Origin of the sequence: Cryptosporangium sp. NPDC051539 (assembly GCF_044454545.1) — a bacterium.
Taxonomy (GTDB): Bacteria; Actinomycetota; Actinomycetes; order Mycobacteriales; family Cryptosporangiaceae; genus Cryptosporangium.
The window spans coordinates 141041-164481 of record NZ_JBITDV010000012.1 but is presented as its reverse complement, the minus strand read 5'-3'; the positions used below and the strand labels follow the sequence as shown (position 1 = coordinate 164481).

General features: G+C 72.5%; 19 protein-coding genes. 11 read left to right on the top strand and 8 right to left on the bottom strand.

The genetic code is table 11. The features are described from left to right. Positions 1-120 precede the first annotated feature (120 nt). Positions 121-852, top strand: coding sequence for a TetR/AcrR family transcriptional regulator (locus ACIBZJ_RS32855; protein WP_395936606.1), 732 nt, complete (start codon positions 121-123; stop codon positions 850-852). Here the strand turns inward: ACIBZJ_RS32855 and hrpB are convergent. After that, complete coding sequence (gene hrpB, locus ACIBZJ_RS32850; protein ID WP_395936604.1) at positions 827-3337, bottom strand: ATP-dependent helicase HrpB; 2511 nt, start codon at positions 3335-3337, stop codon at positions 827-829. The genes ACIBZJ_RS32855 and hrpB overlap by 26 nt on opposite strands. A gap of 9 nt (positions 3338-3346) precedes the next feature. Beyond that, the gene (locus ACIBZJ_RS32845) at positions 3347-3724 is read right to left on the bottom strand and encodes a DUF998 domain-containing protein (protein WP_395936602.1); all 378 of its coding nucleotides are present in this window, start codon (positions 3722-3724) and stop codon (positions 3347-3349) included. Positions 3725-3747: 23 nt separating this feature from the next. On the opposite strand from ACIBZJ_RS32845, the gene ACIBZJ_RS32840 reads away from it, so the two are divergent. Then, the gene (locus ACIBZJ_RS32840; protein WP_395936600.1) at positions 3748-4608 is read left to right on the top strand and encodes a RimK family alpha-L-glutamate ligase; all 861 of its coding nucleotides are present in this window, start codon (positions 3748-3750) and stop codon (positions 4606-4608) included. A 10-nt stretch (positions 4609-4618) separates the two neighbouring features. Next, positions 4619-5131, top strand: a complete 513-nt coding sequence (locus ACIBZJ_RS32835; protein WP_395936598.1) for a hypothetical protein — start codon at positions 4619-4621, stop codon at positions 5129-5131. Between the two features lies 1 nt (position 5132). Here ACIBZJ_RS32835 and ACIBZJ_RS32830 read toward each other — a convergent pair whose 3' ends face one another. From ACIBZJ_RS32830 to ACIBZJ_RS32820, 3 genes are all read right to left on the bottom strand, one after another. After that, entirely contained in the window at positions 5133-6191 is a 1059-nt protein-coding gene (locus tag ACIBZJ_RS32830; protein WP_395936596.1) for a TIGR03885 family FMN-dependent LLM class oxidoreductase, read from the bottom strand. After that, positions 6188-6970 carry an SDR family oxidoreductase gene (locus ACIBZJ_RS32825; RefSeq protein ID WP_395936594.1) on the bottom strand — a complete coding sequence of 261 codons (783 nt, stop codon included), beginning with the start codon at positions 6968-6970 and terminating at the stop codon, positions 6188-6190. The genes ACIBZJ_RS32830 and ACIBZJ_RS32825 overlap by 4 nt, the downstream gene beginning before the upstream one ends. Positions 6971-7065: 95 nt before the next feature. Next, the gene (locus tag ACIBZJ_RS32820) at positions 7066-9102 is read right to left on the bottom strand and encodes a methyl-accepting chemotaxis protein (protein WP_395936592.1); all 2037 of its coding nucleotides are present in this window, start codon (positions 9100-9102) and stop codon (positions 7066-7068) included. A 168-nt stretch (positions 9103-9270) separates the two neighbouring features. Here ACIBZJ_RS32820 and ACIBZJ_RS32815 point away from each other — a divergent pair, with 168 nt between their 5' ends. Then, positions 9271-9654 carry a hypothetical protein gene (locus ACIBZJ_RS32815; protein ID WP_395936590.1) on the top strand — a complete coding sequence of 128 codons (384 nt, stop codon included), beginning with the start codon at positions 9271-9273 and terminating at the stop codon, positions 9652-9654. On the opposite strand, the gene ACIBZJ_RS32810 is transcribed toward ACIBZJ_RS32815, so the two are convergent. Continuing rightward, positions 9632-10234, bottom strand: a complete 603-nt coding sequence (locus ACIBZJ_RS32810) for a SecDF P1 head subdomain-containing protein (protein WP_395936588.1) — start codon at positions 10232-10234, stop codon at positions 9632-9634. The two genes, ACIBZJ_RS32815 and ACIBZJ_RS32810, sit on opposite strands and share 23 nt — an antisense overlap. Positions 10235-10275: 41 nt before the next feature. Further along, positions 10276-12537 carry a DUF262 domain-containing protein gene (locus ACIBZJ_RS32805; protein ID WP_395936586.1) on the bottom strand — a complete coding sequence of 754 codons (2262 nt, stop codon included), beginning with the start codon at positions 12535-12537 and terminating at the stop codon, positions 10276-10278. Between the two features lie 54 nt (positions 12538-12591). Here ACIBZJ_RS32805 and ACIBZJ_RS32800 point away from each other — a divergent pair, with 54 nt between their 5' ends. From ACIBZJ_RS32800 to ACIBZJ_RS32770, 7 genes are all read left to right on the top strand, one after another. Continuing rightward, on the top strand, positions 12592-14589 hold the full coding sequence (locus tag ACIBZJ_RS32800; RefSeq protein ID WP_395936584.1) for a UvrD-helicase domain-containing protein: 1998 nt from the start codon (positions 12592-12594) through the stop codon (positions 14587-14589). Positions 14590-14698: 109 nt separating this feature from the next. Continuing rightward, positions 14699-16000, top strand: a complete 1302-nt coding sequence (locus ACIBZJ_RS32795) for a hypothetical protein (RefSeq protein WP_395936582.1) — start codon at positions 14699-14701, stop codon at positions 15998-16000. A 25-nt stretch (positions 16001-16025) separates the two neighbouring features. Continuing rightward, positions 16026-17489, top strand: a complete 1464-nt coding sequence (locus tag ACIBZJ_RS32790) for a wax ester/triacylglycerol synthase domain-containing protein (protein WP_395936580.1) — start codon at positions 16026-16028, stop codon at positions 17487-17489. Next, positions 17470-19884 carry a glycerol-3-phosphate 1-O-acyltransferase gene (locus ACIBZJ_RS32785; protein ID WP_395936578.1) on the top strand — a complete coding sequence of 805 codons (2415 nt, stop codon included), beginning with the start codon at positions 17470-17472 and terminating at the stop codon, positions 19882-19884. The genes ACIBZJ_RS32790 and ACIBZJ_RS32785 overlap by 20 nt, the downstream gene beginning before the upstream one ends. Then, positions 19881-21314 (top strand): HAD-IB family hydrolase, encoded by a 1434-nt coding sequence (locus ACIBZJ_RS32780; protein ID WP_395936576.1) that lies wholly within the window; start codon positions 19881-19883, stop codon positions 21312-21314. Before ACIBZJ_RS32785 ends, ACIBZJ_RS32780 begins: the two co-directional genes overlap by 4 nt. A 295-nt stretch (positions 21315-21609) precedes the next feature. Then, on the top strand, positions 21610-22056 hold the full coding sequence (locus ACIBZJ_RS32775) for a hypothetical protein (protein ID WP_395936574.1): 447 nt from the start codon (positions 21610-21612) through the stop codon (positions 22054-22056). A gap of 119 nt (positions 22057-22175) precedes the next feature. Further along, complete coding sequence (locus tag ACIBZJ_RS32770) at positions 22176-22886, top strand: hypothetical protein (protein ID WP_395936572.1); 711 nt, start codon at positions 22176-22178, stop codon at positions 22884-22886. A 65-nt stretch (positions 22887-22951) separates the two neighbouring features. Here the strand turns inward: ACIBZJ_RS32770 and ACIBZJ_RS32765 are convergent, their stop codons facing one another. Further along, positions 22952-23422 carry an SEC-C domain-containing protein gene (locus ACIBZJ_RS32765; protein ID WP_395936570.1) on the bottom strand — a complete coding sequence of 157 codons (471 nt, stop codon included), beginning with the start codon at positions 23420-23422 and terminating at the stop codon, positions 22952-22954. Between the last annotated feature and the right edge of the window lie 19 nt (positions 23423-23441).

Sequence of the window (23441 nt, the reverse complement as noted above, 5' to 3'; positions counted from 1 at the left end):
CGCCAATCTTGCATACACTGTTCACGAAAGCAATACTGTTCGCTGTGGGATCGTTGTTCGCGTTACGACAGGTGTTCGCGGGAGCGTTAGGCTTCGGCAGCGCCGTCGAAGGAGGTTGGGATGACCGCACCTACCCGCCGGGAGAGGCTTCGGGCCGAAACGGTCCAGGAGATCCAGTCCACGGCTCGCCGGATGCTGGTCGCGGAGGGGTACGACGGTCTGTCGCTGCGCGCGATCGCGCGGGCGATGGGGATGTCCGCGCCGGCGCTGTACCGCTACTACGTGAGCCGGGAAGACCTGATCAGCGCGTTGGTTCTCGAGCTGAAGCTCGAGCTCACCGAGTCGCTGGAGAAGGTCCGGGACGCGCAGCCGGATCTGGTGGAGAAGCTGCTCTCGGTCAGCCGGGAGTTCCGTCGCTGGGCGGTCGCCCACCCGTCGGAGTTCACGCTGGTGTTCACGAGCTCGGCGATCGGCCTGGACCCGTCGCCGGAGAGCGTCGACCCGACCGGCGAGCGGTTCGGCCAGGTCTTCGGCGACCTGATCACCGAGCTGTACCTGACCCGGCCGTTCCCGATCCCGCCCGACGACGAGATCGAGCCTCCGCTGCGGGCCCAGCTCCGGGAGTGGAACGACTGCTTCCCGCAGCCGCTACCGCTGGGCGTGACCCAGGTCTTCCTCAGCGCCTGGATCCGTCTCTACGGCACCGTGTCGATGGAGGTGTTCGGGCAGCTCAAGTTCGCGTTGTCCGACGCCGGCCCGATGTTCGAGGCCGAGCTGCGCAGCCTGAGTGAGTTCCTCGGTATCAGCGCGCAGTACACCCCGCCGGCTAGTGGCGACGGTTGGTCCGCCTAGTCGGCGTCGCGGTCATCGGATCGTCCGGCCAGGGGTGCTTCGGGTACCGGCCGCGGAGTTCGGCGCGCACGCTCGGATAGCCGGTACGCCAGAACGACTCGAGATCGGACGTCACCGCGACCGGGCGTCCGGCCGGGGAGAGCAGGTGCAGCCGAACCGGCACGCCCGCCACCGCCGGGGTCCGGGTCCAGCCGAACGCCTCCTGCACCTTCACCGCCAGCACCGGCGCGGCCGGGTCGGAGTAGTCGACCCGGATCTTCGATCCGCTCGGTACCTCCAGCCGCTCGGGCGCGAGCTCGTCCAGGCGGGACGCCTCCGGCCAGGGCAGCAGCCGCCGTAGCGCGGCTCCGGCGTCGATCCGGGCCAGGTCCGCGCGTCTGCGGACCCTGGTCAGGTCCGGTCCCAGCCACTCCGCGGCCCTCGCGAGCAGCGACTCGTCGTCCATGGCCGGCCAGGGCGGCCCGAGCGCCGCACGGGCGAACGCCAGGCGCTCCCGCAGGGCGCGCGCATCCGTGTCCCACCTCAGCCGGTTCAGGCCTTCTTTCTTTACGCCGGCCAAGACCGTGTCCGCCCGTATGCCGGCGTCCGGCTCCAGCGGGCGCTCGCTGAGCGTGATCGCGCCGAGCCGGTCGACCGAGCGGGCGATCAGCTCACCGTCGGTCCAGCGGACGTCGTCGGAGGTGGTGAGCAGCGCCGACCCGGCGTCGATCGCGGTGGCCTCGTTGATCGCGACCGCGAGCCGGATCCGGGCGTTGGCGTGCCCGGGCGAGCGGTCGGCGGTCGCGACGGCCAGCCAGGGAACGCCGCCGAGCGCAGATGCCTCGGGTAGGTCGGCCGCGGTGCCACCGGCCATCAGATAGCTCCGGCCGGTCTCCGCCCGCAGGAGCGCGAGCCGCTCGGGGTAGGCCATCCCGACGATCAGCCCGGCCGCGAGGTCGTCCGGCAGCCCCCCGGCCGCGCCGGCCCGAACGGACGTCGCCCCGGCGGCGCTCGCGTCGCGGGCGGCGGCTTGCAGGCGGCCGACCTCGTCCCGCCAGCGGCGGGCCCGGTCGGGCGTCGAGCCGTCCCGGAGGATCCGCCAGGCCGCGACCAGGTCGCCGCCGCTACCGGTGAGCGTGTCGTCGGCGAGCAGCGCCACCACCTCCGCCGCCCGTCGCACCCCGACCACCGGCACTCCGTCGAGCAACGCGCGGGCCAGCCGCGGGTGCACCCCCATCCCGGCCAGCGTCCGGCCGCGCGGTGTCACCCGGCCCTCGGCGTTGATGGCGCCGAGCGCCCGCAGCGTCGCCTGCGCGATGTCCAGCGCCGCCGTCGGCGGTGGATCCGGCAACGCCAGCCCGGCACCGGTCGGTGTTCCCCAGCCGGCCAGGTCGAGCGCGAACGCGGTCAGGTCCGCGGCCGCGATCTCCGGCTCCGGCCACGCCGGCAACCGCGCGTGATCCGACTCCGACCAGCACCGGTAGACGGTCCCCGGCGCTTCCCGGCCCGCGCGGCCGGCTCGCTGGGTCGCGGTGGCCCGCGACTCCGGCACGGTCACCAGCGCACCGAGCCCACGGCCCTGGTCCATCCGCGGCACCCGCGCCAGCCCGGCGTCCACCACCACCCGGACCCCGGGCACCGTGAGGCTGCTCTCGGCCACCGCGGTCGCCAGCACGATCCGCCGCCGGCCCCCGGACGGCCGCAGCACGGCGTCCTGATCGCGGGGAGCCAGCCGCCCGTGCAGCACCGCCACCGTCGCGTCCACCCCGGCCAGACGGCGCGACACGCCGCCGATCTCGGCCGCACCGGGCAGGAACACCAGCACGTCGCCACTGGTCTCCGACAGCGCGCGCCGCACCACGGTGGCGACGTGGTCGAGCAGCCGCGGATCGACGCGATGCCCGTGCGGCGGGGTCACCGGCGACGCGGGCGCGGCCCACACCGTCCGCACCGGGTGCGGAGACCCGGCGACCTCGAGCACCGGCCCGCCCAGCAGTTCCGACAACCGCTCGGACGCGGCCGTGGCCGAGGTGGCCAGCAAGAGCAGGTCCGGCCGCAGCGTGGCCCTGGCGTCCTGCACGAACGCGAGCGCGAGATCCGCGTCGAGATGGCGCTCGTGGATCTCGTCCAGGATCACCGCCCCGACACCCGGCAGCTCGGCGTCGCGCTGAAGACGCCGCACCAGCACCCCGGTCGTGACCACCTCGACCCTCGTCCGCGAGCTCACCGACCGATCGCCCCGGACCGTGTACCCGACGGTCTCGCCGACCCGCTCGCCGAGCAGCGACGCCATCCGGGACGCCGCCGCCCGCGCGGCCACCCGCCGCGGCTCGGCCACCACGATCCGGCCGTCGGTGGCGCCTGCGAGCGCGAGCGGGACCAGCGTCGTCTTGCCGCTGCCGGGCGGCGCGACGAGCACCGCCGCGCCGTCGCCGACCAGCGCGTCAACGATCCGCGGCAGCGCCGGACGCACCGGGAGGTCAGGCAACTCCGGCAGCGTCAGCACGCCCCGACGTTATCCGGACGCCCTCGAGAACGAACCACACGAACAACGGGTACACCGCGACCCGCTCCATCCCCCCGGTCCCGAGCCGGCGTCCGAGGGCACCAGCCCGACCAGCACGCTCCCGGCCGCCACCCCGAGCAGCAGCGCACGGACCGCGCGCCCGCGGGGCGAGAGCAGCGCACCGATCGCGACGAGCACGCCGTTGGCCACGAAGACCGTGTTCATCAGCGCGTGCCAGGGCGACTCGGCCGTCCCGAGGTCGCTGATGGTGTTGTCGGCCCAGCTGAACGGCGTCGTCCATGCGGACTGCACGACGAACTGACCGGCGAAGAACGCCACGCCCGCGGTGGCCAGGGCGGCGCCGCCGAGAGGCCGGAAACGGTTCACACCCGTCACCGTAGGCTGGCCGGATGAGCACGCGGATCGTACTGGTCACCGCGACCGAGACGCCGGTACCCGACACCGAGCTGGGAATCCTGCGGTCCGCCGCGGCCCGGGCCGGATTCGACGCCGAGATCGCCGCCTGGGACGACCCGGCCGTGTCCTGGGGCGACTACGACGTAGCGCTGATCCGATCGACCTGGAACTACCCCGACAAGATCGACGAGTTCCAGGCCTGGGCCGACGCCACCGGGAGCGTCACCCGGCTGGTGAACGACCCGGCGATCGTCCGGTGGAACTCGGTGAAGACCTACCTCGGTGACCTGACCGCGGCCGGCATCCCGACCGTGCCGACGACGTTCGTACCGCCGGGCGCGCCGATCAGCCTCCCGGGGTACGACGACTTCGTGGTGAAGCCGACCGTCGGCGGCGGTGCCCGGGGTGCGCGGCGGTACCGGGCCACCGACGCCCACGAGGCGCCGGATCACGTGCGTACGCTGCACGCGTCCGGGTTCACCGCGATGGTGCAGCCGTACCAGCGCCGGGTCGAGAGCGACGGCGAGCGGGCGATCGTCTACTTCGGGGGCGAGTTCAGCCATGCGATCGTCAAGGGCGCGGTGCTCGCGACCGAGTCCGGCCGGCGCGGCGCGGAATCCCACCCGAACCCCCGGCCGTACGAGCCGACCGGCGCCGAGCACGGGCTGGCCCGCGCGGTGCTGGCCGCCGCACCGGCGAGACCGCTGTACGGCCGGCTCGACCTGGTGCTCGACGACGCCGGGCAGCCGATCGTCATGGAGGCGGAGCTGATCGAGCCGCAGCTGTTCCTGGCGTCCGCGCCGGGGGCCGAGGATCGTCTGCTGCGGGCCGTAAAGGAGTTGCCGCGGGGGTGATCCTCGAAGGGTGAGGGTCACTTTCACCCGGTTGCCGGACCACGAGTGGGGTTCCGTTCTGATCGAGCGCGACGACCACGTGGTGTACCGGATGGGCGCCGGGCCGATCACCGCGCAGGTGCCGCACGACCTGGTGCACTACACGGTCGAGGACGCGCTGCGGATCTCGGACGGGATCTGGGGCGCGATCGCCGCCGGCGTGGTGTTCCGGAGCATGACGCACGTCAGCGGCCGTCGCCCCCCGCACGCCGCCGAGCGCTCGGCGGCGCTGATCCGCACCTACCGCGACCGTCTGCAGCGCGCCGAACTGCTCGGTGGCGTCGTCGAGGCCGCCGCGGCGGGCGGTGAGCTCCCGGCGCGGGCCGGTTGCTGGTTCCCGGACGAATCGGCGGTCGGCCGGGCCGTGGACGCCCTGCACGCCGCCGAGGCCCGCTGGGGCGCGCTCCCGATCGGCGGCGAGCTGACGCTCACCTGGCCGTCCCACCGCCGCCTACCCGCCGCCCCCACACGCCGGCGCCACTAGTTCACTCCGGGCCCCGCCCGAGGTTCTCACCTGGAGGCCGCCCACCCGGGGCGTTCGGCTGTTCGGGCTTTTCGTGGTGGGAGCGGGCTTCGGGGGCGCGGGTCACGTCCAGCTGGGGCAGGACCTTCGCGCCGAACGCGTCCAGGAACGGGTCGAGGTCCTGCCCGACGTGGTGCAGGTAGATCCCGTCCACGCCCAGTGCCGCGTACTCCGCGAGCCAGGCCGTGTGCTGCCCCAGATCCGCGCTGACGTTCACGACCTCCCGCACCTGGTCGATGCCGACCCGCTCCGACACCACGTCGAAGTGGTCGGTCATGTCCAGGTCCCAGCACACCGGCGGCGAGAACACGTTGCTGCGCCACTGGTCCAGCGCGATCGCCTCGGCCTCTTCCTCGGAATCCGCCCAGCTCAGATGAATCTGCAGGTTGATCGGCCCGCGCCCACCGGCGTCCCGGTACGCGTCGATCATCCGGCGCAGGTGCTCGACCGGCGCGCCCACGGTGATCAGCCCGTCGGCCCACGACGCGCACCACCGCGCGGTCTCCACGCTCACCGCCGCACCGACCAGGGCCGGCTCGACCTCCGGCCGGGTCCAGAGCCGGGCCCGATCCACGGTGACGAGCCCGTGGTGGCTCACCTCTTCCCCGGCGAACAGCGCCCTGATCACCTCGACGCACTCGAGCAGACGCGCGTTCCGGACGTCTTTGCGCGGCCACGGGTCACCGGTGATGTGCTCGTTGCTCGCCTCACCGGAGCCCAGCGCGGCCCAGAACCGCCCCGGGAACATCGCACCGAGCGTGCTGATCGCCTGCGCGATGATCGCCGGGTGGTACCGCTGCCCGGGTGCGTTCACCACGCCGAACGGCAGATCGGTGGCCTGCAGCGCAGCGCCGAGCCAGGACCACGCGAATGCGGAGTGCCCCTGCCGGGAGCTCCAGGGCGAGAAGTGGTCCGACGACATCGCGGCGGTGAACCCGAGGCGTTCCGCTTTGACGACCGCGGCCAGCAGGTCGGACGGATGGAGCTGCTCGTGGGACGCGTGGACACCGTAGACAGTCATGCCTTGGCGGATTCCCCCCGGACCCACTCGTCGAACGTCTGGCGGCCCTGCCGTCCCGATCCGTCGCCGCCCAGCGCACCCGAGCGCATCATCGCGCCGACCTTCCCGGGCAGTGGCAGTGGGATCACCACCGCCCGCACTCCGCGCGCCTTCAGCGTGCGGCGAGCCATGTCGGGCACCCGCTCGACGGCAGGACCGCACAGGTCGGGTGCCCGCCCGGACGGCCCGGCTTCCACGGCGTCCGCCAAGGCTTCTCCGACCTCGGAGACCGCGACGGGACGGGTGACGAACGTCGGGAGCACGACGAACGGGCCGAATCTGGTCTGCTCGGCCAGTTGGCCACCGAACTCGTGGAACTGTGTGGCCCGGACGATCGTGTACGGCACCTGGCCGGCCAGCACCGCCTGCTCCTGGGCCTCCTTGGCCCGGTAGTAGGCGAACGGCGAGTTGTCGATCGCGACGATCGAGAGCAGCACGTGGTGCCCGACGCCGGCCTCCTTGCCGGCCGCGAGCAGACGCTCGGTCGCGCCGACGAACGCCGTCCGCGCCGTCTCGTACGACTGCGACCGGACGTTGAACGCGTCGACCACCGCGTCGACGCCGGACATCGCCTTCGCGAGGCCCTCGCCGGTGCTCAGGTCGGCGCGGTAGCCGATCGCGCCCGGCACGTCGGTCTTGCCCGACCGGCTCAGCGCCCGCACCGTGTGCCCGCGCCCGGCCAGTGCCACCACCGCGGCCCGCCCGGCCGCTCCGGTCCCGCCCACGACTAACACGTCCATCGCTGTCTCCTCGCTCGTCCTCGCCTCATTGACCCGCGAGCGCGGCCGAACGTGACGACCCGGAACGTGACGCCGCACACACTCGGGACTTCTCGTCAGATCTGGGCGTCGAGATAGGCCCGTAGATGGGTCAATGCCGATCGGGGCGGATTGCGGAAGCTGAACGCGACCTCGCCTCCGGGGGTGCCGCCGCGGATTACGTCGACCTCGAGCTCGGGCACGCCGGGGATCGGCAGCTCCAGCCGCCCACCGGAAGCGGTCACCGACTCTCCGGGCGCGAACGACGCCCGGACACCGCCCTCGCTGGCGTCCTTGAGGTCCACCTCGTACCGGTGCCCGCCGGCCGTGAACACCCCGGTGCCGTTGACCGGGATCCGCTCGTCGGCGCGGCGCTCCATCAGTTTCCGCAGGTCGGCCATCCCCCGGACCCGGTCCAGCGCGCTGGCCAGCCGCTGATCCATGCTGACCACGGTCGCCTGCTGCTGGTTCGCGACGTCGAGCAGCGCGCCGGTCGCCGCATCGACGCCGCCGATGCCGGTGGTCATCGCGCTGATCATGGTCGACACCGCGCCGGCCTCGCGCTCCAGCGCCTGGATCGTCCCGGTGATCTCCTCGGTCGAGCGCGCGGTCGTCGCGGCCAGTTCCTTCACCTCGTTCGCGACGACACCGAAACCCTGGCCGGCGTCGCCGGCGCGGGCCGCTTCGATCGTCGCGTTCAGCGCGAGCAGCTTGGTCTGGTCGGCGACCGACGCGATCAGCTTGGTCATCCCGGCGACACGCTGCAGCCGCTCGCCGAGCGCGGTGGTCACCGAGTCGGCGTTGCCGGCGTCGGAGAGCAGTCCGCGGAGTGCCTCGTCGGCGTTGCCGACCCGCTCGTGGATCGAGCCGGCCGAGCCCCGGACGGCCTCCACCTCACTGGCCACGTCGGAGAGCTCGCTGGTCAGCGCGGCGACGCTCTCCTCGATGAGCTGCTGGGCGAGTTGCCGGGCCTGCTTCTCGGCCCGCCGCTGCTGGGCGAAGTTCTCCTTGGCCGCCTGCTCCTGCCTGCGGCTCGCCTCGGCCAGCGCGGCATCCTGCTCGGCGAGGTTCTGCCGGGCCTGCTCGAGCGCGCGGCCGATGTCGCCGAACTCGTCTCGCCCGGTCGGCAACGCGTGCTCGCTGGTGTCCCTGGCCGCCACGGCCCGCACACCGGTCAGCACCAGCGCGACATCGTGCCGGGAACGCCACCAGACCGCGAACGCCAGCCAGAACGCGAGCACGAACCCGACCGTGGTGACGACGAGAATGCGGGCGCGGGCCGCCGAGCGCGCGTCGATCCGCGTCTGCAGCAGCGAGTCCAGCGCCTGCTCGGAGTCGTCGATCGCGGCCGCGGCGGCGGTCGCCACCGGACCGGTATCGGCGCCGGTGCCGGTCAGCGACGCGGTCAGGCGGGCGGCCAGCGCGTCGGTGGCGTCCGCCAGCGAATCGAGGCCCGCCAGCCGGGCCTCGAGGCTCGGCGCCTTGGTGTGCGCGACGGCGGTCTTCGCGTCGGCGCGTAGCGCCTCGGCCGCGGTGGACAGTTCCCCGGCCAGCACGGCGCGCTCCGACATCAGCTCCGGACTGCCGGCGGGGCCGGTGGCGGCGGCGGAGGCCGCGGCCATCAGGATCCGCGGTAGCTGCACGACCTGGCTGTCCATGACGTAGAACGAGTCGAGATCCGGGTCGAGGATCAGGTTCGACGCGTTGCCGATCTCGGTGGCGAGCGCGCCGAGCGTCTCGGCCACCTTCTGCCGCCCGGCCGCCGTACCGGTACCACCGGCCGCGCGGATCGCCGCGACCTCGTCACCGAGCCGGAGCTGTGACTCCTCACCGGCGGCCCGCTCGGTCGCGGTGAGGTCGAGGTCCCCACCGCCGACCACGGTGGCGAGCGCGTGCAGCGTCGGGTTCAGCACGTGGGCGCCGTCGCGCTCGGCGTCGGAGAACGCGATCTGCTCGTGCTCGCTCAGCGAGTACTCGACGGTGGCGATCAGCCCGGGCACGAGCAGCAGCACGATCACCACGCCGAGGCGCGAGGTCGTCCGGAGGCGATCGAGTACGCCCAGTACCGGGCGGAGTGTCACCGGGGGGCGGGAAGTCACCGCAGCCTCAGGCATGCGCGGGTTCCTCTCTCAGGCACCTCCGTCGCGGTTTACACTCAGCCATCGGCGGGGCCTCGCAAAAATGAAGATTTCACCCGAAACTTCGTGGGCGATCCCACTACTGAACGGCCGCACCTCGGGGGACGTCTTCCGGTTCGACGGCCCTCGTACCCAAGGAGTGGCGTGACTCAGGTCCTCGGCTGGCAGGGAACCCCGGTGAGCGGCGTCCGGTTGCTCGACACCGAGGTGACCGTGGTGGTCTCCCCGCGGGACGACGGTCCGCCGTCGCTGAACGGGGTCCTGATTCCGGTCGACGGCTCGTGGCGGCAGTCGCTGTCGATCGCCCGCGCCTGCCTCGCGTTCGCGCCGGTCGCGCTGCGGTTGACCGAACCGCCGAGCGAGCTCTGCCTGCTGGAGTGCGGTTACGCCGACGTCGGCATCGTGGTCGGCGACGAGGTCGTGCTGGCGCCGCGCCCGCGGAGGACGGCGTCCCGTTCCCGCCGGACGATCGACCGGGCCCTCCGAGGAGAGCTCGACCGCGTCCTCAGCGCTTCGTCAGTTCGGTAAAGATCGCGTCGACGTCGTTCTTCGTGAAGTTGCCGGCGATCTGGAGCTCTCCCCCGGTGATCGGGGAGGCCACGTTCGGCGCCATCAGCACCGTGCCGTTGACGACGAGCGCGACCTGCTTGCCGACGTTCGTCGAGGTCAGTGCGCGCAACGCGACGGTGTCGGCGCTGGAGAACCGCACCTGCAGCACCCAGGCGTCGTTCTCGATGCCGGTGCTCAGCCGCTCGAGGACCACCACGGTCATCCCTCCGGTGCCGAGCGTGTAGCACTCGCCGGTGCGCCCACGGGTCGAGCCGTCCGAACAGGACTCCTTCGTGACGCCGACCACCGGGACGATCCGCAGCGGCACGGCCAGCGATCCGGTGTAGCTCCTGGCCGCGGGCTCGGCCGGTACCGGCTCGTTCGAGCGGAGGAACGAGAGCCCGGCGAGGATGATCGTCACCATCGCCAGGACCATCACGACCACCGAGACGACGGCGATCACGACCACGGTCTGCTTGTTGCTGCCCGGCTGCGGGCCGATCAGGTGATCCGAGGGATCCCGCTCGGGCGCCGGGGGCGCAATGGTTCTCTGGTCCACCGCGGAACTCCGTTCTCCCGCGTCACATCCTGCCCCAGAAATTAGCCGGTGACGTAATCGAACTGTGCCAACCGGCCGCGGGCGATGTCGAGTTCGTCCGGAGTGAACAACCCGGCGAAGCGTGGATCGAGAACCAGGGCCTCGACGGTCAGATCGAGGCGTCCCTTCTTCCAGAGCTCGGTGAAGCCGGTGCTCACGGTCGCCGACGCGACCAGACGCTTCGCGGTCTCGACGCCGCCGTCCTCGGCCAGCATCGCGAGCAGGTAGGTCGCGGTGTAGCCGGTTTCGTCGCGGGCGCGCTGGTAGATCGTCGCCATCGCCTGGTGGAACTCCTGCGCCGGATCCGTGGCCGGCCGGACCGGAGCCGGCAACACGGCCGGAGGAGCCGGGGCACCCTCCGGGGTGCCGCCCGCCTCGCGGTTGCGCCTCAACGCGTAGCCGCGCAGCGCCTCCACCGAGGTGAACACCTCGTAGCCGAGCTCGGCCATCCGCGGCAGATCGGCGTCGTCCGGATCGAGCTCCAGCACCACCGGCGCGCCCTGTCCCGGCTGCAAGCCGTCCGGCCACACCGCCTCGGCCACCGACAGCGCCCGCCCGGTCTCCGGGTCGGGAATCTCCGAATCCCGTTCCGGCGCGGCCAGCCCGAGCTGCAGCAACTCCTCGACGAGCGCCCCGACCTCCTCGGCCCGGATGTCGATCTCGTCCTCACCGCCGGCCCGCACCACGACCTGCGGCAGCCGTCGCACGTCGACCCGTTCCCCGGTTCGCAGACCCTCCAGGATCGAGTTCGCCGACTGCACCAGCAGTTCGCGCCGAGCGGCCAGGAAGTCCCGGTACGCCTCCACCCGCCACAGCGAGGGGTCGTTCGGCAGGGCGTGCGACGCCAGCACGCCGGGGAACGCCGCCTCCGCCCGGCCCAGGTAGTCGGCCGGACGGCGCCGGGCGACCTGCAGGGCCGCCGACGGCGTCACCAGCACGAAGTTCGCGATCGCGTTGATCTCGGCCGGCCGGTACCCGGCGCGCGACAGCAACGATTTCCCGAACAGCGGCTGCACCTGCAGACCCGCGGAGGCGGCCACCTCCACCCCGGACGCGAAGTCACGCGCACCCAGCACCCGGCAGACCAGGTACACCAGCGGGTAGAACCGGGCCCCCTTTCCGGCCCCTTCCAGGTCGCGGGGCGTGATCGCCAGCGAGTTGCCGCGCCAGCGCTCGAGCCGGGCGATCAGGTCGTCGACGCCGTTACGGCCGGAGACCGTGGCCAGGTCCTGGTTCAGATACGTCTCGGTCGAGCCCGCGAAACGGCCCGACAACGCCGCGTGCACGTACCAGTACAACGCCTTGTCTCGCTGGGCGCCGTCCGCGAACTCGCCACCGTTCTCCGACAGCAGCCGGGACAGCACCGCGATCGCCGGGCGTCCGGGCAGTACCCGGGCGTGATCGAGCCCGAGCCGCGACGCGATCTCGTCGAGCGTCAGGTCGATGTGCTCGGCCGCGCCGGTCAGCGCCTGCTCGAACTCGTCGGCCGAGACGTCGTCCAGCGCCGAGAACGGGGCCCGGCCGGTCGCGACCGCGTTCACGTTCCGCAGCAGCCAGTCGAGGCTGAAGTCGTAACCCTCGTCGGCCCAGCGCTGCAGGTACGACCGCATCGTCGGACGGGCGCCCGACCACTCGGCGCAGATCTTGGCCAGCGCCAGATCACCCTTGGAGAGCTTGGTGCCGCCCGAGTTGACCCGGTTGAAGATTTCCACGACGACGTCGGTCGTCTTGTCGGGCCCGGTGATCTGCTCGGCGTGGAAGTCCTTCTCCAGCAGGTTGAGCAGCTTCATCAACCGGCCGACGTACTGCCAGTTCTTCGCGTCCACCGACAACCGCTCGATCTGCGGCTCGGCCCCGCGCACGAACAGGTCGGTCACGTCGATCCAGAGCGGGTCGTCCTTCATCTTGACCGGTGCGTAGAACTCGAACGTCTCCTCGGCGACGTGGAACCGCAGGCCGGTGAAGGCGGCCGGGTCACCCTCGAAGAACGCCGGGGGCTGCCCGCGGGTCACGCCGTAGAGCGAGGTGACCCGCTGCTGGCCGTCGAGCAGCAACTGCCGGATCCCGCCGCCGGGACCACCGCGCACGGCCTTGTCGGTGGTGTCGGTCTCCCACACCAGCAACGATCCGACCGGGTACCCGAGGTAGAGCGAGCGCATGAACCCGCGGACCTGATCGCGGTTCCACACGTACCCGCGCTGGAACTCCGGTAAGAGCATCGATCCCGCGTCGACCTGGTCGAGGATCGTGCTCAACTTCGCCATGTGTCCGTGTGTACCAGATCGATTTGACGAGACCGGGCATGGCAGGCTCGGGGTGTGACGCTCCTAGCCGTGCACGTCGACTTCGTCAATCGGTTCGGACGGCTCGACCCGGCCCGGCGCGAGGCCGTCAGCGCCGCGCTGGCCCGCGAGCTGACCCACGAGCTGTCCCCCGAGCCCGTTGCCGGGGCCCGGGACGACCGGTTGCGGACCGTCGCCCTGACCGATCGGCTCTCCGCCGTCGTCGTGCGGGCCGACCCGCCGCTCCTGCTCGGCCTGCGGCCGGCCCACGAGGCCACCGACTTCGCGAGGCGGTCCGCGGTATCGGTGAACGGCGCGTCCGGGGTGCTCGAGATCACCGATGTGGACGAGCTGGAAAGGCTCCTCCCGGCCTACCGCAAGGACGCCGACGAGGCATCGTCGCTGCTCTTCGCCCGGCTGAGCGACGAGCGTCTGCGAGCGCTCGGCCTCAGCCCGGACGTGCTGGCGATCGCCAGGACGATCCGCGACTCCGACCAGCTCCGGACCCTCGAGAACGTCCTGCCGGAAGCGCAGTACACGACCCTTCATCTGCTCGGCGACGGGCTCACGCTCGACGCTCCCGAGCGTCCCGACCCGCTCGACCCGGACGACCTCGCGACCGCGATCCGCCGCTCGCAGGGCCGGATCGCGCTGGTCGACGGCCCGGCCGAACTGCTCGCACTGCTCGCGATCCCGCCGTCGCGCCAGCGGATCTTCCTCACCCCGGCCCAGGAGGCGGTCGCCTACCGGCACTCCTTCCCCGGACCGGCCACGGTGTTCGGCGGTCCCGGCACCGGCAAGAGCGTCGTCGCGCTGCACCGCGTCAAACACCTGGTGGCCCAGGCCGCGGGCCCGGTGCTGCTCACTTCGTTCTCGGACGAACTGGCCGGCGCACTCGACCGCGATCTGTCCCAATTGCTGGACGCTCGGGCGCGCGCCACCGTACGCGTGACCGGTCTCGGGCGGCTGGCCGACGAGGTGGTGAGCGCCGAGCAGGGCCCACTCCGGTACGTGACCGACGCGGAACAGGAACGTCTCTGGGCCGACGCGGCCCGGCGCACCGGTGGCCGTTACGGCCCGCACTTCCTCCGGCGCGAGTGGGAGAACGTCGTGTTCGCCCAGCGCATCGCCGACCCCGACACCTACCTCGCGGCCGAGCGCCGGGGCCGGGGGAAGCGCCTCACGACCGCCCAGAAGCAGCAGCTCTGGCCCGGCCTGGCCGAAGCGAGCCGGGTGCTGCTGGCGACCGGCGTCCGCACCCCGCTGACCGTCGCCGACCAAGCCGCCGCAGTGCTCGAACGCCGGCCGGAAAGGCTGTTCGCCCACGTGGTGGTGGACGAGGTGCAGGACCTGCACCCGGCACAGTGGCGGTTGCTGCGCGCGGTGGTCGCGCCCGGCCCCGACGACCTGTTCCTGATCGGTGACCCGCACCAGCGCATCCACGGCCACCGGGTGCACCTCGCGGGACTGGGGATCGACGTCGAGGACCGGACGGTCCGGCTGACCGCGAACCACCGGACGACCGCGGAGGTGCTCGACTGGTCCGTCCGGGTGCTCGAGGAGACCGACTCGGACGACCTCAGCGGCGGCATCGACTCGATGCGCGGCTACCGCTCGGCCCGGCACGGCGCCGCGCCGGAGGTGGTCGGCTACCCGACCGCGGCCGAGGAGTTCGCCGGGCTGGTCGAGGCGGTGGCGGAGTGGCGCGCGGAGGGCGTCGCGCCGGACGAGATCGGCGTCGCGGCGCGGACGCCCGCGGTCGCCGACCGGGCCCGCGCGATGCTCGGCGACGACGTGACGGTCGGCACCATGCACGCGATGAAAGGGCTGGAGTTCCGGCGGGTGGCGCTGATCGGGGTGAACGCCGGCACGGTGCCCGACTCGTCGGCGCTGACCCCGGAGGACGACGACCCGCTCGGCTACCTGATGGACGTCCAGCAGGAACGGTCACTGCTGTTCGTCGCCGCGACCCGAACTCGGGAGTTGCTCCGGGTGTCCTGGTGGGGAACGCCTAGTTCCCTCCTTCCGCGTTAATACGCGTCGGTATCGCAAAGGTCCTGGTTTCTCGTATAAAACTACGATTACCAGTTACTACCGGGGCGTCGTCGTACGAGCACGCGAATCGGTGGAAGGATTCCGCTCCATGAGGCGTAAGCCGTCGCACCTGTCCCTCGCCCCACCCCTGGAGTCTCGCCCGTCCGACGCGTTGCCGGAGAACCTCGTACGACTGTTGTTCCGGCAGGCGGGCGATCTGGTCGACGCCGACGATCCGATCCAGGCGGAACTGTGGTGCTCGGACGTGCTCGGCGCGGTGTGGGCCGCCACCGACGGCGATCCGGCGGCGGAGGAGACGTTCGTCGGGGCCTGGCTCGAAGCGGCCGAAGCCGAGGCCGACGACGGGGCGGCGCTGGTGGCGCTGACCGCGCTCGGCACCCTGGCCGGCAGCGGGTCGGCCCGGCGCGCGGCCGCCGCGGCCGCCGACCGCATCGGGGCACCGCGTCCACTCTGGGCCACCGCTGTGCCGGAGATCTCGTCCGGCGAGTGCTGGCACTACGGCGACGTCTACGGCGACCAGGAGACGATCCTGTGCGCGTTCCGCCGCGGCGAGACCGAGCACGCGATGCTGGTGCTGATCGACTACACGCTCGGCGGCATCGCGAAGGACGTGTTCTTCACCGAGGCGGTCGCCGGCAGCCTGGCCGACCTGCAGTACGAGCTCGGCTCGACGCCGGTCGCGTTCCTGGAGCCGATCGAGCCCGGGGTCGCCCGGCGACGGCTGCAGCGCGCGTTCCGCACCACCGACGGCCGGGTCGAGCCGCGGGTCAACGACGAGTTCGCGCCGCACCGGGCGCTGGCGCTGGCGCGGGTCCGCACGCTCCCGCCGAGCATCGAGATCCTCGGACCCGAACCGGCCCCGCACCCGGACGTCCTGATCGAGGAGTTCCTGTCTTCGCCCGAGGCCGCCGATCTGGCCGACTTCGAGCTGGCCGAGCGCTGGGCCCGGCTGCTCGTCGACCGGGCGCTGAACGCCGCCGACGATCCGGCCCGGGTCGGTCCGGGCGTGCTCGACGAGCTGCTGCTGGTCGACGTCCCCGAGCACGCGGTGCTCGACGCCGCCGCGCGGAACGCGATGCCGGCCGTGCTCACCGCCTGGACGCTCTGGGCCGGGCGGCGGCAGGGCCTCGCCGAGCCCGCGGTCGCCTGGCTGCAGACCGCGCTCAGCGAGATCCTCGAGGAGTTCCCCGAGGCCTACCGCGACCCGGGGGCGGTCGCGCACCGGAACACGTGCCCGGACACCGCGGATCTCCGGTCCGAACGGCCGGCCCAGCTCGCCCGCCGGGCACCGGGCGACACCGTGCTGCAGCTCCGAACCCCACCGATCTCGCCAAGTGTGTTGCGCGCCACATCGACGGCAAGCAGAGTTGGGCGCGGACGACCGAAATAGGGCGTCCGTTCCGGGGGAGGTGGCGATGGCGGGACCGCAGCTCCCACCGAGTGCGGTCGACGTCGACTACGGCACGATCGGCTGGGGCGCGAGTCGCACGATGTCGGACTTCGAGGCCGGCATGTGGCGGCTGGAGACCGCCGAACCGCGGTTACGGTCGACGATCGCCGCGGTGGACGTGCTCGACACGGCTCCGGAGTGGGGCCGGCTGGTCGCCGCCCACGAATGGGCGCTCGGCGTCGTGCCACGCTTCCGGATGCGGGTGGTCGACCCGCCGTTCGGGCTCGGTAAGCCGGTCTGGTCGGTCGACCCCGAATTCGACCTCGACTACCACCTGCGGCGCATCCAGTTGCCTCCGCCGTCGACGTTCGAGGCCGCGCTCGACTTCTGCCGGACGATCGTCGACCGGCCGTTCGACCGGGCCCGCCCGCCGTGGGAGGCGCTGCTCGTCGAGGGTCTGGACGACGGCCGGGCGATCTACCTGCTCAAGACCCACCACAGCATCACCGACGGCATGGGTGGCATGCAGCTGGTCACGCTGCTGCACAGCCGTAGGCGGGAGCCCACGCCCGACAAGCCGACCGCGCTGCCGCCACCGCCCGAGCACCTGACCGGGCTCGACGCACTCCGCGAGCAGGTCGTCGAACGCGTCCGGACGTTGCCCGCGTCGGCGGTTTCGGCTGCGCGCGCGGGCATGGAGCTCGCGTCCCAGACCGCCAGGGACCCGAGCGCGGCGCTGGGGTTCGCCGAGTCGCTGCTGCGGCTGGCCGCGCCACCGGCCTGCCCACCGTCGCCGCTGATGCGTTCGCGGGGTCTGGGGCGGCGCTTCGGGACGTTGGAGACGACGGTCGAGGAGCTGCGCGCGGCGGCGAAATCGGTCGGCGGCTCGCTGAACGACGCCTATCTGGCCGCGCTGCTCGGCGGGTTCCGCCGGTACCACGCGCAGCTCGGCGCCCCGATCGAGCTGCTCCCGATCGGAATGCCGATCAGCCTGCGGGACGCGTCCGACCCGATGGGCGGCAACCGGTTCGGCGTCGCCCGGTTCGCGGCGCCGGTCGGGGTGGCCGATCCGGCCGAGCGGATCCGGCGGATCCGCGAACTGGTGCTGGAAGCCCGGAACGAGCCGGCCGCCGACGTCCTGTCGATGGCCGCGCCTGCGCTGTCCCGGCTGCCGGTGGCCGCGGTCGCCCGCTGGTACCTCGCGCAGACCGCGCTGATCGACCTGCAGGCCAGCAACGTCGCCGGGATCCCGGTGCCGGTCTACATGGCGGGCGCGCGGATCGACCGGATGTTCCCGTTCGCACCGGCTCCCGGCTGCGGCGTGATGGCGACGCTCGTCTCGCACACCGGGGTCTGCTGCATCGGCGTCACGATCGACACCGCCGCGGTGACCGAGCCCGACCTGTTCCTGGAGTGCCTCTCCGAGGGGCTCGACGAAGTTCTCAAGCTCGGACGGAGGGGACGAACCCGTGCCCGATCAAAGAAGTGAGTCCGTCCCGGCCGGGACGCTGTACCTGGTGCAGTCGGAGACGCCGCCGGAACGGCAGGCGATCTCCGCCTGGCTGACCCAGCAGCTGGAAGACTCGGCCGGCGATGGTGGCCGCCTGGTGCTCGACCTGACCGACGAGCGGCTGCACACGATGCTGACCGACGGTCTGCTGGTGACGCCGGTTCGGGTGGCCTGGCTTCCGGCCGACGGGGACGACACCCCGCTGGCACGGTTGCGGACGACGGTCGGACGGGTCGGCGCACGGCGCTCGCGGCAGAGCGTCCAGAAATTGATCTTGAAGCTGCGGCCCGACCGCTGCCGGGTGATCGTGGGCAAGCCGGCGACGGTGGACGACCTGCGGGAGCGCTGGCAGCGGCAGGCGGGCAAGGGCGACTTCGAGTCGTTCGTCCGCCGTCAGGCGGTGCTGGCGCTCGACCGCGCGGAACGCGCGCTGATCGGGAGCCAGTACAAGGTGGCCCAGTACGTAGTGGAGGAGATCACCGCCTCGCCGCGGTTCCGCACCGGCCTCGAGCGGCTGTCCGACGAGCTGGACCTGCCGGTCGACGAGGTCTACGAGCGGGCGCTGGCCGCGCTGAACCAGATGGTGGCGACGCAGAGCCGCACCGCGATCGACGCCTGGAACCGGCTCGGGCGGTACTTCTCCCGGGCCTACCGGGTGTCGGTCGACGACTCGAAGGCCGACGAGCTGCGGGAACTCGGGCGGAAGTACCCGCTGGTGTTCCTGCCCAGCCACCGGTCGTACCTCGACCCGCTGGTGCTGCGCCCGGCGCTGCTGGCCCACGGGCTGCCGCTCAACCACGTGATGGGCGGCGTCAACATCGACTTCTGGCCGATCGGCCCGCTCATCCGGCGCAGCGGCTACGTGTTCATCCGGCGCAGCATCGCCGACGACGCGGTGTACCGCTGGGTGCTGCGCGAGTACATGGGCTACCTGATCTCGAAGCGCTTCAACCTGGAGTGGTACATCGAGGGCGGCCGGTCGCGGACCGGGAAGCTCCGTCCGCCGCGTTACGGGCTGCTGACGTACCTGGCCGAAGCGTTCCGCTCCAGCGGCGCGGAAGACGTCTATCTGGTGCCGGTCTCGCTCAGCTACGACCAGCTCTACGAGGTCGGCATCATGGCCGAGGAGGCGCACGGAGCGGCGAAGGCGCCGGAGAGCTTCTCCTGGCTGCTGAAGTTCAACCGGGCGCAGGACACCCAGCGGGGTTCGGTGCAGGTGCGGTTCGGTGAGCCGTTGTCGCTGCGCGCGGCACTGGCCGATGAGCCGGATCAGCGGCTCGCCGTGCAGAAGACCGCGTTCGAGGTCAGCCACCGCATCAACGAGGCGACGCCGGTGATGCCGCGGTCGCTGGTGACGCTCGCGTTGCTCGGGATCGAAGACCGGGCGCTCACGGTGTCCGAGGTCTCCGCCGTCCTCTCGCCGCTGGTCTCGTACTTCGCCGTGCGCGGACTGGCCACCGCGGACGGGCTGGGCCTGGCGGACGAGAAGGGCGTCCGGGGTGTGCTGGACGAGCTGGCTTCGTCGGGGGTGGTGGAGCGGTTCGACAAGGGCACCGAGGCGGTGTACCGGGTCGGGCCGGACCAGCACCTGGTCGCCGCGTTCTACCGCAACAACGCGATCCACTTCCTGGTGACGCGGGCAGTGGCGGAGCTGATGCTGCAGGCCGTGGCGGAGCGGTCGGTTTCCGGGGCTTCCGTGCTGGACTACGGGTGGGAAGCGGCGCTGGCGCTGCGGGATCTGCTGAAGTTCGAGTTCTTCTTCAGCGACAAGGACGCGTTCCGGGCCGAGTTGCACCGGGAGCTGGAGCTGATCGATCCGGACTGGAGGTCGCGGACGTCCGACCCGGCCGGTGCGGCCACGCTGCTGGCGTCGCTGCGGGTGCACCTGGCGCACCGGGTGCTGCAGCCGTTCCTGGAGGCGTACTGGGTGGTGGCTCAGCGGCTGGCGGCGCGGGATCCGCGGACGCCGGTCGAGGCCAAGGCCTTCACCCGGGAGTGTCTGGACGTCGCCCGGCAGCTCCGGATGCAGCAGCAGCTCGCGAGCTCGGAGTCGATCTCCGGGGAGCTGTTCGCGACCGCGCTGAAGCTCGCGGCGAACCGGGATCTGGTGGATCCGGGGCGCGACGAGGTGCAGGTCGCCCGGCAGAAGTTCGCGGACGAGATCGAGGGCTGGGTACGCCGGGTGCGGCGGGTGCGGGCGTTGGCGCTCGGCGAACCGCTGGATCCGGCGGACGCGGCGTTGGGGCCGATCGCGGACGAGGCAGCGGGCGGGGTGGCGTACGGATCCGAGACGGAGGCGGTCGACGGCGGAGCACCCGGGTACCCGGGATCGGTCACGGTGAGCGCCCGGCGGCCGGGAGTGTCCCGGCCGTGAAGCTCGAGGATCGGCTCGCGGAGATCGCCGCGGGCCCGCAGGGCCCGACCGTCGGGGCGTTCTTCGACCTCGACGGGACGCTCATCGACGGGTACACGGCGGTGACCGTCTACCGCGACCGGATCCGGAAGCGGGACGTCGGCCTGCTCGAGTTCGGCCAGACGCTCGGGCTGGCGCTCGACATGCGCCTGCGCGGCGCCGACCTGGACGCGCTGGCCGCGTTCGCGGTCCGGGCGCTGGCCGGGCGCCAGGAGGAAGACCTCGAGGAGTGGGGCGAGCGCCTGTTCCGGCAGGAGATCGCCGGGCTGATCTATCCGGGCGCCCGCCGGCTGGTCGAGGCGCACAAGCGGGCCGGTCACACGCTGGTGATGGCGACGTCGGCGACCTGGTTCCAGGCCTGTCCGGTCGCGCGCGACCTCGAGTTCGACGAGGTGCTCTGCACGCGCCATCAGGTGGCGGACGGGATGCTGACCGGCGAGCTGGACGGCGGCACGCTCTGGGGAGCCGGCAAGGCCCGGGCGGTGTCGTCGTTCGCGGATCGGGCCGGGGTCGGGCTGGCGGAGTCCTACGCGTACTCGAACGGGGCCGAGGACGTGCCGTTCCTGGCGGCCGTCGGGCATCCGGTCGCCCTGAACCCGGACGGCGACCTGCCCGCGGCCGCGCTGGTGCAGGACTGGCCGGTGCTCCGGCTCTCGCCGCCCGGGTCGCGGTTCGGGGTCGGGCCGCTGGTACGGACCTCGGTCGCGTTGGGCGCGCTGCTGGGCTCGGTCGGGTTGAGCGTCGGTGTCGGTGTGCTGAGCCGGTCGCGTTCCACGGCGGCCAACCTGGCCGGGTCGCTCGGGCCCGATCTGGCGCTGGCGCTGGCCGGAGTGCGGTTGAACGTGGTCGGCGAGTCGAATTTGTGGGCCCGTCGGCCCGCGGTGTTCATGTTCAACCACCAGAGCAGCCTGGATCTGGGCGTGCTGGGAAGCCTGATCCGGCGGGACGTGACCGCGGTCGTCAAGAAAGAGGCGCGGAACGACCCCCGGTTCACCGCGATCGGCGCGCTGCTGGACGTGGCCTACGTGGACCGGTCGGCCGGCCGCGGCCGCGCGGCGCTGGCCCCCGCGGTCGACAAACTGCGGTCCGGCGTGTCGATCGCGATCGCCCCGGAGGGGACGCGGTCTCCGACGCCGAGGCTCGGAAGGTTCAAGAAAGGCGGGTTCCACCTCGCGGTGGAGGCCGGCGTTCCGATCGTGCCGATCGTGATCCGCAACGCCGGGGACCTGATGTGGCGCGACTCGTTGCTGGTGCATCCGGGGACGGTGGACGTGGCCGTTCTCGACCCGATCGAGACCGCCGATTGGCCCGGCGACGAGGTCGACAAGCTGGTCGATCTGGTGCGGACCAGGTTCGAGTCCACGCTGGCCGACTGGCCTGTGGATAGCTGATACGCGGGCATAGCGACGTCGCTACCGTGGGTGGATGACTCGGCGTGCGCGACCCGGGGCGGTGCCGTGGCCGTGGGCCGCGCCGCGAGGGGCCGGGCGGGCGATCGTCGCGGGGTCGGTCGCCGTGGCGGCGTTCTGGGTCTCGGGATGCGGGGGGCACGAGCAGTACGGCTCGCTCCCACCGACGGCCAGTGGACCGACGGCGGCAAGTGGACCGACGGCGGCAAGTGGGCCGACGGCGGCAGGGGCTCGCTCCCCTGCGGTGCCCGGCCCGAGCGCAGCGTCGGCGGAGCCCGTGCCCCCCGCGCCCTCCGCGCCGGAGGCGGCGGAAGCGACGGAGTCGGCAGAAGCGGCGGTGCTGGCCCAGTACCGCGCGTTCTGGACCGACGTGCTTCCGGTGGCCGCCGCGGCCCCCGCCGAGCAGCGGAAAAGACTGCTGGGCCCGGTGACCACCGAGCCGGAGCTGAGCCACCTCCTACGGAACTGGACCACCCTGGACGCCGCCGGGCAGCGCAACTACGGACGCGACGAGCCGCGGGAATCGTCGGTGCGCGTGCAGGGCGGCCTGGCACTCGTCGAGGGATGTCTCGACTCGCACGCCTCGGGGGTGGCCGATGCCGCCACCGGGGCTCCGGTCACCCGCGGAGAGGCGAGGAACCCGGTGCGCGCCACGCTCGTCCTGGGCGCGGACGGCGTCTGGCGCCTCTCCGCGATCACCTACTCGGGCATCGCGCCGTGCTGACCCGCAGCCCCGCGGCCGTCCGGCTGCCCCCGGCCCCGCCCGAGCACTCCACGGCGGGCGGGTGGCGGACGGGCCGGGGTGGCGGAGTGCGTGCACGGCGATGGGCTGCGGTGACAGCCGTGGCCGTGGCGCTTCTGTCGAGCCTGCTGCCGAGTTGCCCGGTGGGCGCGGACGACGGTCCGATCACCGTCCGGGGCGACAACCGGCGGTCGGTGGACATCCGGGTGCGTGACGGCGGGCGGAAGACGCAGCGGCCCGCGCCGCCGCGGGCCACCGACGCGCCCGAGGAATGTCTGGTGCCGAACGCCTCGCTGAACGCGCTGTGCCTGGCCGGTAGCGGCGGCTCCGGGGTGCCCGCGCTGGCCGAGGAAGCCCGCAGCCGGCTCACGCTGCCGCTACCGGCTCCGGCGCTCCGTCCGCTGGTCCACTTCGCCGACGGCACCCGTGGCGGGCTCAGGGGCGTCCCGGTCTGGCTCTGGACCGACCCGGGGCCCTGGCGGACGCCGCTGACCCGTACGGTCAGGGCGGGCACGCTCAGCGCCACGGTCGCCGCGGCACCGGTACGCATCACGTGGCACCCTGGTGACGGCGCCGGCGTCGTCTGCCGGAACCCCGGCACGCCGCTCACCGATCCCGCCGACGGGCCGGGCGGCTCGCCCGACTGCGGGCACACCTACCGGCACACCGGCGGCTACCGGATGACGATCGCGATCACCTGGGCGGTGACCTGGGCCGGGTCCGACGGCTCCGGGGGCACGCTCGCCCCGCTGGTGGTCACCGCTTCGTTCGGCTACCCGGTCCGCGACAGCCGGGCCCAGCTCGTCAGCTAGCCTGTCGGGCTTCCGTGACCTCGTCCGACGAACCACCCGAGCACCCGATCCGGCCGGTCACCGATTCAGAGGGCGGCGCAGCACTCCCGGTAGCTCTTCCCGGAGCCGCACCAGCACTTCTGGCGCAACGACGGCGGCCACGACTTCACCGTGCCGGCCCGGCCCAGCTCGGCCGCGTACGCCGCCCGGGTCTCCGACGTCACCGGGTCGAGCTCGCGAGCGTGCGCGAACTCCACCAGCCCGTCGACGGTCAGCGACGCGATGCCGAGCGACACGTTCGCCTCTTCGGAGTGCGTGCGCAGCATGTCTTCGACCATGCGGCGGTGCGTGTCGTGGTCGTCGCCGTACTCGGGAACGAACTGCGGCCAGCGCTCCGCCATCGTGGCCCACTCGGCCTCGGGCCAGTAGACGAGCACGCGGACGGTCTTCGTGCGCTTCTTCCCCCGATCGACATCGCGCCGTTTGGAGAAACCCCGCAGCCACGAATCGATCCGGACGTCCAGCGTCGGTTCAGCGGGCTTCGCGGGCTCGGTCACGCGCCCGAGCCTACCCGCG